The 13,237-nt window shown below is 40.9% G+C and carries 7 protein-coding genes; 6 read left to right on the top strand and 1 reads right to left on the bottom strand.

Translation table 11 applies throughout. From position 1 onward, the window contains the following. Positions 1-8: 8 nt before the first annotated feature. The 5 genes from HMPREF0766_RS12205 to HMPREF0766_RS12185 all read left to right on the top strand — a co-directional run bounded on the left by HMPREF0766_RS12205 (position 9) and on the right by HMPREF0766_RS12185 (position 9,115). Complete coding sequence (locus HMPREF0766_RS12205; protein WP_002997592.1) at positions 9-398, top strand: type III secretion system chaperone family protein; 390 nt, start codon at positions 9-11, stop codon at positions 396-398. 4 nt (positions 399-402) lie between these two features. Then, positions 403-1,116 carry a PspA/IM30 family protein gene (locus HMPREF0766_RS12200; protein ID WP_002997590.1) on the top strand — a complete coding sequence of 238 codons (714 nt, stop codon included), beginning with the start codon at positions 403-405 and terminating at the stop codon, positions 1,114-1,116. Positions 1,117-1,268: 152 nt separating this feature from the next. Next, entirely contained in the window at positions 1,269-1,949 is a 681-nt protein-coding gene (locus tag HMPREF0766_RS12195; protein WP_002997588.1) for an OB-fold-containig protein, read from the top strand. A gap of 21 nt (positions 1,950-1,970) precedes the next feature. Then, positions 1,971-4,091, top strand: coding sequence for a flotillin family protein (locus HMPREF0766_RS12190; protein WP_002997586.1), 2,121 nt, complete (start codon positions 1,971-1,973; stop codon positions 4,089-4,091). A 185-nt stretch (positions 4,092-4,276) separates the two neighbouring features. Continuing rightward, positions 4,277-9,115, top strand: coding sequence for a DNA repair ATPase (locus HMPREF0766_RS12185; protein ID WP_002997584.1), 4,839 nt, complete (start codon positions 4,277-4,279; stop codon positions 9,113-9,115). 80 nt (positions 9,116-9,195) lie between these two features. On the opposite strand, the gene HMPREF0766_RS12180 is transcribed toward HMPREF0766_RS12185, so the two are convergent. Further along, positions 9,196-11,631: a TonB-dependent receptor gene (locus tag HMPREF0766_RS12180; RefSeq protein WP_002997583.1), complete on the bottom strand. Its 2,436-nt coding sequence runs from the start codon at positions 11,629-11,631 to the stop codon at positions 9,196-9,198. Between the two features lie 422 nt (positions 11,632-12,053). Between HMPREF0766_RS12180 and HMPREF0766_RS12175 the strand changes: the two genes are divergently transcribed. Beyond that, entirely contained in the window at positions 12,054-13,226 is a 1,173-nt protein-coding gene (locus HMPREF0766_RS12175; protein WP_002997582.1) for an amidohydrolase family protein, read from the top strand. Positions 13,227-13,237: the final 11 nt, after the last annotated feature.

Raw genomic sequence — 13,237 nt, 5'->3', positions numbered from 1 at the left:
AATAAATTATGAGCTTCTCAAAAATTGAAAAATATATCACAGAAACAGGTTATAAGATTGTTCATAAAAATGAAGATGAAGGAGTCTTTGTTATTGAGAATGAATTGGATGGTATCCGTAATTTAATTGTAGGGGTAGCTATGCCGATTATCATTTTTGAACAATACCTGTTTACCATCCGAAATGAGAGTCTGGAGATGTTTAAGGAGTTGCTTGTAAAGAATCGTGATATTATTCACGGCGGGTTTGCACTGACGGAGGATGGTGAGAAAGTCATTTATCGGTATACCCTTCAGATTCATAATCTGGACCTCAATGAATTTCAGGCGGCATTGAGTTCTCTGAGTCTGTTGATGAGCGAATATAAAGAACAGTTAATTAGTTTTTCAAAACATTAAGATAATGAATATTTTTAAGAGAATTTTCCGGATAGGACAGGCAGAAATCCATTCGGTAGTAGAGAAGATGGAAGATCCCATCAAAATGACGGAGCAGGGTATCCGGGAAATGAAAGATGATCTGGCACAGGCTCTAGAGGCATATGCCAAAGTAAAAGCACTGGCTATCCGTACGGAGAATAATACGGACAAGAAGCGTGCAGAATCAGCTGAATTTGAACAAAAGGCAATTTTGCTGTTGCAAAAAAATCAAAAAGGAGAACTGTCCGCTGAAAAGGCAGAGTCACTTGCCAAAGAAGCCTTATTGTTGAAAAACCAACTGCTGGCTGAGGTGCGTGAGCTCGAAAAGCAGACTGTTATTCACAAAGCTTCTGCTGAAGAAATTCAGAAAAATGTAGATATTCTGAAGTTCAATATCTCTAAATGGGAAAATGAGCTGACAACGCTCAAGGCACGGGTAAAAGTGTCTGCAGCTACTAAGATGGTAAATAAGCAGTTGGCAAATATTGATTCCAACAGTACCATCAGTATGCTGGAACGTATGAAAGAAAAGGTAGAAGAAGATGAAGCACTGAGCCAGGCATATGGGGAGATCGCTAAAGGTAACAAAACGACTCGTGAAGAAATTGACGAAGCAATCGGCGATCCTGAATCCGTCAGCAATGAGCTGGATGAGCTGAAACGGCAGCTGGGAATTATACCGGACAATCCGGCATAGTATACAGGAGCCGTCTGCTGGCGTTGTTTCCAAAAAGATAAAGTAAGACCGGAATAGCGTATCTGCTGGAGAGGTGCGATCTGCCGGGATCACGTTTTGAAGGTTTTACTATCTTTTGGAAATAGGGTGAGTTAAAGATAAATTATAAAACGATGAAAGAAATTATTGACCTGCTTTTTAATCCGCTGTCCAATGCAATTATGACCGCATTGACGGGTATTTCTCTGATCTACTGGCTCTTTACCATGCTGATGGGTGACGGTTTTGATTTCGGAGACTCCCATGTCAATATGGATGTTTCGGCAGATGTGCCGGATACGGATGCAGCAGATGACGGTACTGTAGACGCCGATGCTGAACCTTCATTTTTCACAAAAATGATGGATTATATCAACATCGGAAAAGTACCGATAATGGTGATAGTCACGCTTTTTAAATTTATAGGCTGGATCATAACACTGGTTTCATCTCTCATTTTTCATCTTGCGGAATACGGAACCAAATCTGTTTTGATTCTGATTCCTGTATTTATTGTGACCTACTTTATCCTTCACTGGGTTTCGAAGCCACTGGTCAGAGTATATGCCAATGTCGGATACAATGGTGAAGAAGCACTTGACCTGATGGGAAGGGTAGGTAAGATGAAATCTTCTATAGAGGGAGAGCATATCGGTTCAGCAGAGTTTGTGATTCAGCAGGATGTCATCCGACTGAATGTAGTGAGTAACGACAAACAAAAGATCAGCTACGGAGACCGGGTCATTATTGTAGATGAGTCGGTAGACAAAAAATATTATTACGTAACAAAAGATATTAATTTAGATAACATTTAATCACTAAAACCAAATTAACCAATGACTAGTAATACACTTTTATTTATAGATGGATTGACTATGGTGGTCCTCCTGGGTATCGGTATAGTCTTTTTCCTGATCTTTGCCTTTTTCATTATCCTGAGCATGTTCTACAAAAAAATCCCGCAGGGGAAAGCTATTGTCAGGACAGGTATCGGGGGTACAAAAGTCGCTTTCAATAAGGGGATGTATGTCATTCCGGTCTTTCATAAGATGGAAATCATGGATATCTCTGTGAAGAAGATTGAGATTAGCCGTATGCAGCATGAAGGGCTGATCTGTAAGGATAATATCCGTGCAGATATAAAGGTTGCCTTTTTTGTCCGGGTCAATAAGTCCGTCGACGATGTGATCAATGTCGCGCAGAACCTGGGCTGTGACCGAGCCAGTGATCCGGAGACCCTAAAAAGTATTTTTGAATCGAAGTTTTCAGAAGCATTGAAGACTGTCGGGAAAAAGTTTGACTTTATTGAGCTTTATGAAGCACGTCGCGAGTTTAGAGATGAAATCCTTAATATCATTGGTACAGATCTGAATGGTTATATCCTGGATGACTGTGCGATTGATTACCTTGAACAGACGGAACTCAAGTTTATGAGTCCTGAGAATATACTGGACTCGGAAGGTATCAAAAAGATCACTGAATTGACGGCTAAACAAAATATGAATGCCAATCTGATTCGTCGTGAAGAAGAAAAGGTGATCAAAAAACAAAATGTAGAAGCACGTGAAGCGATCTTGGAGCTGGATCGTCAACTGGCAGAAAAAGAAGAACGCCAGAAGAGGGAAATTGACAATATCCGCGCACGGGAAGAGGCGGAGATCGCTAAAGTACGGGAAGAAGAACGCTTGAAATCCGAAACGGTCCGCATTTCGACAGAAGAATCCTTAGCTGTGCAGGAAGAAAATAAACTCCGTCAGATCATTATTGCAGAAAAGAATAAGCTGCGTACAGATGCTGTAGAAACAGAGCGTGTAGAGAAAGACCGTGCACTCGAAGAGACAGAGCGCCTGCGTATTGTGACATTGGCCCAGATTGACAAAGAGCGTTCTATTGAGACCGAGAAAAAAGGTATACAAAATGTCATCAAGGAACGTGTACAATTAGAGAAAGGGGTAATAGAAGAACAACAAGGGGTGAAAGATCTGGAAGTATTCCGTGAGGTGGAGCGTAAGAAACAAGCCGGTGTCATTCTGGCGTCGCAGGAAGCAGAAGAAAAATTAATTGCTACAGTAAAAGCTGCTGAAGCTGCTAAAATAGCGGCAGAACAGGAAGCAGAGAAAAAAGTCATCGATGCGGAAGCGGCACGTAAAATTGCAGAGAAAAAAGCACAGGAATTGCTGATTGAAGCGGAAGCTAAAAAAGAAGCGTCTTCAAAAGAAGCAGAAGCAAGAAAGATCATTGCTGAGGCACAGGCAAAAGAAGAGGCTGCAATCGGTCTTTCTGAGGCAGAGGTAATGATCGCTAAGGCCGAAGCAGAAGAGCGCCAGGGAACAGCTGCAGCGATGGTTATTGAGAAGAAAGCTGAAGCAATGCGTAAGGAAGGTTTAATGCAGGCGGAAGTGGTACGTGAGAAAGCATTGGCGGAAGCATCCGGTATAGAGGAAAAAGCTGAAGCGATGAAGAAGCTGGATGGTGTAGGTAAAGAGCATGAAGAATTCAAATTGCAGTTGCAGAAGGAAAAAGATGTTGAACTGGCGCATATCCATATTCAGAAAGATATTGCTGATGCACAGTCCGCAGTATTGTCTGAAGCACTCAAATCGGCGAAGATCGATATCGTGGGTGGCGAAACGATGTTCTTCGAAAATATTGTCCGTCAGGTGTCTAATTCCAAAGGATTTGATCATCTGATTGATAACTCCAAACATGCATTGGATATCAAAAACTCTCTGATAGGACCTGATGGTAACGGAGATCTGGCCGAAAAGATCAAAGGGCTGGCTGATAAATATGGTATCTCATCCAATGATATCAAGAATCTGACTGTTTCTGCGGCATTGATCAAACTGCAGCAGGCGGCAAAAGAATCCAATGATGAGGAAAATGCCGGGTTTATAAACAGGCTGTTTGGAATGGCCAGAAATCTGGGTATATCAAATAAGAAGCTGGGACTTTAATAGCATAAACATGTTGTATCCGAGGTGCATTTTTCTACGGAAGGGAGTGCCCGGATACAATCTGTCAACTCATTTAGAAAGAGGTTATTAATACTTTTTTATCTGGTGAGAAGACTCTTTATCAAAATGGTAGAGAAATAGAATTTAAAGAAATCAAATAATTCGAAGATTTCTACTTTAATCTTATGGAAGAAAAAAAAGATTTTCAACAACATACCAATACATTGGATTCAGGGGCTTACGAAATCATAAGAAAGCGTCTTCTGACTCAGCAGGAAGATCTTTCCGCGAGGTTGCGGAAATTGAATCAGGCCAGAAAGGAAGTTTTTAATTCCACCAGTTTTGTGTTGAAAGCCAATCAAAGAATCACGACCGATAATAATTGTGTGGCGCGCGGGATTATTGCTTTTGATAAGCTCTGTATTTTTGGCTATAATGTACATTTTGGATTGCGTACTGAAATACAACTGAATGATGTATTCAGTATATATCTCTTTGAGAATGATCAGTTCGTAGCACAGTCCTTAGATCTTATTAATGATCCTGATTTTGTGGCAGATTATCAGAATCTGTACAAATATTATCGGGATTCTATCTTTTCCAAATTCCGCCGTACAGAGAACTATCTGTATATGATATTTCAGACGAGTAAGAATGCGGACGATCTGAAAGCCTTTAAATGGCTGATCAAAGATGGAAAGCTGCATTATCAGGATGACAGAAGTATACATGAAGTCAAAAAGCCCGCTCAGCATGAATTTGAATGGATAAAAACTACACTTGAAGACAGAAGATTGGGGAAATTTCCTCATATCTCCATTCTGGATAAGGTCTTTATAGAAGCACTGCATGGAGATATTACCTTCAAAATAGAGAACAATACAGATAGTGGCAAAGGAATTTACTCGGAGAAAGTAACAAATCTCGATCAGCAGCTTGATGATGCAGAATACTATTATGCCGATCTGGGCAACCTGATTGCTATCCGTATCAAACCCTATCAGGAAGAATTCAGAGCCTTTATTTTCAACCTCAGAACCAAAGAAGTTGTCAATCTCAGGTCTCTCAATGAATCGGCCATCCTGCTGCCTGATAATCAGGGGATAATCTTTTCTAACGGATACTATCTGCAGAATGGAACAAACAAGACATTTGATGCACAGCTGGATGATGTACAATTTCTGAGAAAGATCGCTTCTCCGAACGGAGAAGATTTTCTGTATGTCTTTGTTCAGGATAAGAGCAATACTTATATCCTGATGTCGTACAATATCATACAGCAATCTGTAGAGACACCGATTATCTGTAACGGATTTACCATCTTCAAAGACGGGAGTCTCATTTATTTTCGTACCGAAGCCGAAGCTACCCGACATCATCAGGTGCAGATATGGGAAACGCCATATATGGCCGTACTGAAGGAAAATGAATCCCGTAAGGATGATCCTCTGTATAAAGTAGGCAATAAACAGATTGTACAGGCGATGGCGGAAGCTCAGGAAGTGGTACAACTGGTGAATAAGGAAGATTCTTACGAGGGCCTTTACGAAGATATTCTTAAAAAGTCTAATGCACTGCTGGATTCCTATTTCTGGGTACACGATGATGCATTGATGGATATAGGTGCACCTTTGACGCAGATCAGGGAAGTGGCCAATACCGCTATTGACGAGTTTGTCAAAGTACAGGCGCAGCGCAGGCATGCAGAAGAAGTCATGCTGGCGACTTCCGGGAAACTGGAAGAACTGATCTTTAGTGTAAACAGTACAGTATACGAATCACTGGATCAGCTCGTGTTACATCTGTCAAATGCGCGCAGACTGCAGGGAGAAATTATTGATCTCAAGAATGTGAGATACATTGATTTGGCTGCTGTCGATAAGCTGTCAGAAAAATTAGGGACAATTATTACCGACTTATCAGATAAAACTGTTGCTTTCTTATTGCGTGAAGAAGCCCTGGCTCCATACGAAGCAAAAGTCAATGACCAGAGAGTAAAAGTCGATGCTATCACAAAAGTGTTTGATGCACAGGCAATCGAAGAATCCAATGGCACGATCTCCGGAGATCTTGAATTATTGATTGATATTCTGAATAGTCTCAAGATAGAAGATGCTACGCAGACCACTAAAATCGTAGAGAAGATTTCGGTTATATTCTCTATGCTTAATGAGGTACGGGCACAGCTGACACGTAAGCTCAATACACTTAAGAGTCAGGAAGCTGTTGCCGAATTTTCGGCTCAACTGACCTTGCTGGAGCAATCCGTTGTAAACTATCTGGAGTTGTCTACATCTGCCGAAAAGGCAGATAGCTACTACACCAAAATAGTAGTGCAGCTGGAAGAACTGGAAAGCAAGTTTTCAGGCTTTGATGATTTTGCACTTAAGATAGCGGATAAAAGAGATGAGATCATAAAGGCGTTCAATACGAAAAAAGAGCAATTGGTCGAGCAGATCAATAAACGGACTTCCTCGCTGGAACAGATCGGCTTAAGGGTATTGAAAAATATTGAAAACAAATCAAAAACGCTAGCCTCCCGGGAGGATATTCTGAGTTTCTATGCATCAGATCTGATGATTGACAAAGTACGTCAGCTGGTTTCCGAACTGCATACACTACAGGATGTCTCCAAAGCAGAAAATCTGGAAAATCAGCTTAAAAAATCTCAGGAAGATGCGTTACGTACACTTCGTGATAAGTCTGAGCTATATGTAGACGGGGAAAATATCATTGCATTAGGTAAACATAAGTTCACAGTAAACAATCAATCTCTCAGTCTTACTTTACTAAGGAAGCAGAATGAACTGTTTTATCACCTTACGGGTACAGGATTTTATCAGCCGGTCAAAAATATAGAACTGGCCTCCTATCAGGATGTATGGGATCAGGAAGTGGTCTCTGAAAATGCAGTAGTCTACCGTGCTGAATATCTGGCTTATCAGGCGTTCAAGGCCTCAGGACAGCTTGATTTTAACGCGGAGCAGTTTATTAATCAGTATGTTGAACAAAAATATACGGAATCCTACATCAAAGGAGTACACAATGCGGATGCGCTGCAATTGTATACCGTCATCAAGCAGATGGATGACAAGCTGGACCTGCTGCGATATGATGTACATGTGCGATCTGTGGCCTGTATATTCTGGCATAGTTTAGCAGAAGATGAACTTCAGAAATTAACTGCATTGATCCATAGTGCAGGAACGGTGTTAAAGACATTTCCACAGACAAACCGCTTTCAGTCGGTGATCGATGATATCCTTTTCAGATTAAAAAATTGGAAAGCTCCTGTGGCATTAGAGCACGAAGAGAAGCAAAAGGTGGCTACTTATCTTTTTAGAACATTTGTCAGGTATGATAAATTTGCGATGAGTGAATCCGCTCACCTGTTGCAGCAGGCATTTGTACGGTTTCTGGAAGAGAAAAAACAGTTAAAAGCATTTGAAGCAGATCTGGATCATGCACAATTTAATCTTTTGGATCGTTTTTATCTTATCCTGAACTGGCTGCATTCTTTTGTTGATGAGCATGTCAAATTTGAGGCTGACCGAAAATATCTCGAAGAAGCGGCTACAATTCTGTTGTTTCCAAAAGAATCGTACGAATGGATTTATGCGAAAGATACAGCAGTGATCGCGGGATTAAAGGGCAATCATCCGATTCTCGATCAGGGGATCTATACCCTGGATTACCATCAGTTTATAGAGAAACTCGAAAATTTTGCAGCAGTAAGTGTTCCCCGTTTTGAAGCCTTTTCCAAGTGGAAGGATGAACTTGGGAAGTCGTATGAAAAACAACTGAAGATCAATGAATTTGAGCCGAAAGTGCTGACTTCATTTGTAAGAAATAAACTGATCAATGAGGTTTACTTTCCTTTGATCGGAAATAATCTTGCCAAACAGCTAGGTGCTGCGGGAGATAATAAGCGTACTGCCCGTATGGGTATGTTGCTGCTTATCTCTCCTCCGGGATACGGAAAGACAACATTGATGGAATACCTGGCGAAGATTCTGGGCTTACATTTTGTGAAAGTCAACGGACCGACTATCGGCCACTCTATTACTTCGATAGATCCTGTTGAAGCTAAAACATCGGGTGAAAGGGAAGAACTGAAAAAGATAAACCTTTCGTTTGAAATGGCCGATAATGTTATGCTCTATCTGGATGATATTCAGCATCTGAGTGCTGAATTCCTGCAGAAGTTTATCTCTCTGGCAGACGGACAGCGTAAAATAGACGGCATCTTTGATGGTGAGAGCAAAACCTATGATCTGCGGGGTAAACGATTCTGTATCGTTATGGCAGGGAATCCGTATACTGAAAGTGGTTCCAAATTTCAGATTCCGGATATGTTGGCAAACAGAGCAGATGTCTACAATCTGGGAGATGTAATAGGCGATACAGCACATTTATTTAATCTGAGCCTTATTGAAAATGCTGCCATTGAAAATCCGTATCTGGAAAAAATAGCAGGTAAATCTTTTGAGGATTTTTATGCTTTGACCGGGTATGTGCAGCAGGGGAGTGAGCAACTTCCGGATCTGGAAGGCAACTACCTGAAGCAAGAGATTGATGATTTTATACATGTGTTAAGACATATCCTTAAAATCAGAGATATCGTGATTCGTGTCAATCAGCAGTATATTCAGAGTGCAGCTATGCAGGACAGTTACCGGATCGAACCTGCTTTCAAAATGCAGGGATCTTACCGTAATATGAGCAAGCTGGTTGCTCCTGTATTACCCATGATGAATGATAAAGAGATTGACCAGTTGATTCTGGCACATTATGAAAGTGAATCACAGACCCTTACTGCAGATACAGAATCAAATCTTCTGAAACTAAAAGAGGTGGCGGGATTGATCTCGGATAAGGAGCAGCAGCGACTGGACGAGATCCGTGAAATTTTCAGAAAGAATAATAAACATGGCGGTATGGCCAAAGATGATAAAGTCTTTGCACAACTGTTGGAATTTAATGAGAATCTGGAAGGAATAATCCGGGCTATCAAAGGCAATTAAGATATAAAAGAGGGGTTATTTTCCACTGGAAAATAACCCCTCTTTTATTCATGTTCACAGGATGCTAAAGAGCGAAGTATCTAAAATCTGACATTAAGTCCCAGCATAAAATTAGTCGTTGCCTGTGGTGTGTAGAAGTTATAATAAAGACGATCTTTATTATCATCCAGGTAGCCCCAGGTATATCCGCTGGTTTCATATCTTTCATTGAAAATATTATTGATACTCAGACTCAGGTCAATTTTCTGTATTCCCCACATACTGAACGTATAATAGGTGCGAAGATTGTTGACAAAGAACGCGTCAATACTTCTTTCTTTCGCAGAAGAATTGTCCAGATACTGTCTGGATACATACTTGGATGTAAGTGCAAAAGTCAACGGTGTTATCGGACTGTAGGCTAGTTCATTTGAAAGGATAGCGGAAGGGGACAAGGCAATATTAGTCTTTTTATACTGTATAGTCTCTTCGCCCAGATACTCCACAAAATTTTTAATCTTATTCTGACTCAGACCGGCAGTTGCTTTCCATGTAAACTGATCGGAAATACGCCATGCACCGTCAAATTCAAGTCCTATCCGGTAACTGTCCGGTACATTCTGGCGGATAGCAGATCCTACATCGTTAATAGCTCCTGTAGGGATAAGCTGATCTTTGTAAAACATACCATAGCCATTTATGCCGATATTTAAGTATTCATTTCGAAGACGGTATCCAAACTCCACGTCCTGCATTTTCTCAGGCTTAGGATCTATACCGCTGGTATTCTCTACAAAATCCTTACGTACCGGTTCTTTACTACCGTAGGCATAGGAAGCGTATACATTGGATATTGAATTAATCAGGTAAGTAAAGCCAACCTTTGGATTGACAAAGTTGAATGTAGAATGAAAATCCATGTTTTTGATCTTGTCATCATTTCCGCGGATCTTGTAGTCTATATTACGGTATTGTACATCAGCCATCAACAGCCAGTTGCCGATCTGATAATCTGTTTTCAAAAACAGACTCAGATCATTTTTTTGTGCATCGCCTGCATAGTATTTATATCCGGGAGTACTTACGGTATCATACCTGGCCCACATCACCTGTCCGTAGTGATCACCTTTGTACTGATTGTATGCGCCACCCAGTGTAAATTTAAGGTCGTTGCTTGGATTGTAGTTCAGTGAGTAGGTTGCTCCGTAGAAATAATTATCCAGCCAGCGGCGACGGATAAGATCTGTTTTCTTGTATGTCGTATTACCGATTGTGATGTCGGGCAGTCCATATTTGACCAACTTGTCATTTTCTTTAAATTCCTCATAGTAACCGGCTCCACGTGTGTAGTGAAGAGCGGTATTCAGGGTCAGCTGGTCATTTATGAAATAGGTGTAATGTAACTGATGATGCGTCTGGGTATAATTGTCCGTCTGGTTATCATATGTATAGATATTGTAACGGCGATCTGCCTGCAGCAGACGATCGATATCCTCCGGTTTGGACAATTCCATTGCAATTGCATAATCACCCAGAGCTGCACGATTACCCTTAATTAACGGCTCTGGCGTACCATACCAGGCCTGATAGGTCTTTTCCTTACCCGAAAAGACTATTGCTTTGACAATATGCTTTTTGCTGTAGTATCCTCCATCGATATAGAAGGATTTTAAGTCCGAAGAAGCACGTTCGATATAACCATCACTCAGGATGCGCGATAACCTGGCATTGAATGCAAACTTATTATTGATAAGTCCCGATCCGATCTTCAGTGTGTTTTTCCACGAGTTGTAGGATCCGAATGAATTATTAAGTTCTACATATGGATTTTCTTCTAAAGTATTCGATTGAATATTGAGAGATGCACCAAATGACCCGGCTCCGTTAGTGGATGTCCCGATTCCGCGTTGTATCTGAATATTCTCTACAGAAGATGCAAAGTCAGGCAGATTTACAAAAAATGAACCCATACTTTCAGCATCATTCAGCGGGATACCGTTCAATGTTACATTTATACGTTGGTTGTCAGATCCTCTTATCGTCATATTCGTATATCCTATACCTGCCCCGGCATCCGACCCGACGACTACCGAAGGTGTCTGATCCAGCAGGTAAGGGATATCCTGCCCCAGATTATTCTTTGCAATATCTTCTTTACTCAGATTTTTATACGTTGTTGCAGCGTTGTTTCGTGCACGGGTAGCCTGTACCAGTACCTCTTCCGTATGAATGGAACGGGGTTCTATTTCAATCGTGATTTGTGTCTGTTGTCCTGCACGAACTGTTTGTTGTACAGCGTTGTAGCCAATATAGCTCACTTTAATAACGTAGTCATCAGACTGCAGATTTGTGAATTGTACGATACCGTCACTGTTGCTTGTCAGTGTCTGTTTGGTACGCCCGGTTAGGGTGACGGTGGCATCCTGAAGTGCCGTGGATTTTAATTTGTCCTGCACTTTTACAGTTAGTGTCTGCTGTGCAACAGTGACAGTTGTGAGTGTACAGAGCCACAGAACAATGATTAATGATCTCATCATGATAATAAAGATGAATTTTTTTGAGTTAAACAAACTATTGAAAGGGGCTACAACAGTGTTACAATTTAACTAACCTTTTCCCTCCGCCAGCATTATCTGGATCAGGTGCACAAGAATTCTCTTGTTGGGTATAATCTCAGCCTTACTTCGTGTTCATGGAACAAGGCACCCCTATTTGATGGCTCGAAGGTAGTAAAATTAATGATGAATAATGTGCTATATGTTAAAATAATGTGAAAAAAAAAGCTTGGCACGGTTCTTTCTTTTTTATTTAAAAGTTTTATTAGTAGGTTTTAGTTTTTCTTTCGTAATACTATTTAAAAAAATCTTTATTATCAGGGATTTTAGAATAAATTGAGTACTTATGTGTATCACATTAAGTAAAACCTCCTACTCTTAGGACATTTTATAAACAAAGAAAAATGGTTAAATATTATTCCGGCGATTACGTATTGCCGATTACTAATCTGCCTATTAAGCGGGGTGTCGTTGCTATTGACGCCTCCGGGGTGATTCAAGGGGTGTATGCCAATGATGCTGTAGAATTGGTTGGTAAAAAGATCGAATTGTTAAATGGAGTCTTGATACCGGGGTTTATTAATGCCCACTGCCACATTGAATTGTCTTATCTTAAGGGCGCGATTGCGCAGCGCACTGGCCTTCCCCAGTTTATCAGTGCGGTGATGTCATCGAGAAAAGAAAATGAAAAGACAGTTGTTAAACACATTGAGAAAGCTGACAAGCTGATGTATGACAATGGTATCCAGGCTGTAGGTGATCATGTCAATACTTCTTTTTCCGCAGCTGTAAAGGAACGAAGCAGTATTAAATATCACACCTTCGTCGAAGCAATGGGATTAAACAAGGAACAGGTGGAATCCCGGCTCGAAGAGGCACAGGAAACAAGATACCATTTTAATGACACGCACTCTTCAATTACGCCACATGCACCTTACTCTTGCTCCAAATTACTGCTAAAAGCTTTCAAAAAACTTACCACGGGTGATAGCCTTATCAGTATTCACAATCAGGAGAGTGAAGCGGAGAATAAACTTTTCCGTTATAAGCAAGGTGAGTTTCTGAAATTTTACGAGCAGATCGGATATAATATTGCTGATTTCAAGGCACAGGCCCGCAATTCGATCCAGTCGTATCTTCCGAATCTTCCTGTCCGTAACAAACTGATGCTGGTGCACAATACCTATACCTCCCTGAAAGATCTGGACTTCGTACGTCGTATGGATCGTGAAGTTGTATGGTGTTTTTGTCCGAAGGCAAATCTGTACATTGAAGGAGCATTGCCTAAAGTGATGAATTTTGTCAATGATGATCAGAAAATTGTGTTGGGTACAGATAGCTTTGCTTCCAACGATACACTGGATATTCTGGAGGAGTTAAAAGTTTTACATGAGGCTTTTCCTGCATTGGAATTTACGAAGACAATTAATTGGGCAACTATTAACGGAGCGGAGTTCCTGAATTTTGATGATAAGCTGGGTTCTTTGGAAGTAGGTAAAAAACCGGGGTTGATCCTGTTGGAAGGAATGGAAAACCTGAGATTGACTTCCAATGTAACTGTTCAACGAATAGCGTAGCAATTCCTCAA

The organism is Sphingobacterium spiritivorum ATCC 33861 (genome assembly GCF_000143765.1).
Lineage (GTDB): Bacteria > Bacteroidota > Bacteroidia > Sphingobacteriales > Sphingobacteriaceae > Sphingobacterium > Sphingobacterium spiritivorum.
The sequence above is the reverse complement of the archived record's forward strand: the minus strand, read 5'-3'. Positions and strand labels throughout refer to the sequence as shown.

Bases quoted from the DNA above. Each gene is read 5' to 3' on its own strand.
- HMPREF0766_RS12205 (WP_002997592.1), top strand. From the start codon at position 9: ATGAGCTTCTCAAAAATTGAAAAATATATCACAGAAACAGGTTATAAG.
- HMPREF0766_RS12200 (WP_002997590.1), top strand. From the start codon at position 403: ATGAATATTTTTAAGAGAATTTTCCGGATAGGACAGGCAGAAATCCAT.
- HMPREF0766_RS12195 (WP_002997588.1), top strand. From the start codon at position 1,269: ATGAAAGAAATTATTGACCTGCTTTTTAATCCGCTGTCCAATGCAATT.
- HMPREF0766_RS12190 (WP_002997586.1), top strand. From the start codon at position 1,971: ATGACTAGTAATACACTTTTATTTATAGATGGATTGACTATGGTGGTC.
- HMPREF0766_RS12185 (WP_002997584.1), top strand. From the start codon at position 4,277: ATGGAAGAAAAAAAAGATTTTCAACAACATACCAATACATTGGATTCA.
- HMPREF0766_RS12180 (WP_002997583.1), bottom strand. From the start codon at position 11,631: ATGATGAGATCATTAATCATTGTTCTGTGGCTCTGTACACTCACAACT.
- HMPREF0766_RS12175 (WP_002997582.1), top strand. From the start codon at position 12,054: ATGGTTAAATATTATTCCGGCGATTACGTATTGCCGATTACTAATCTG.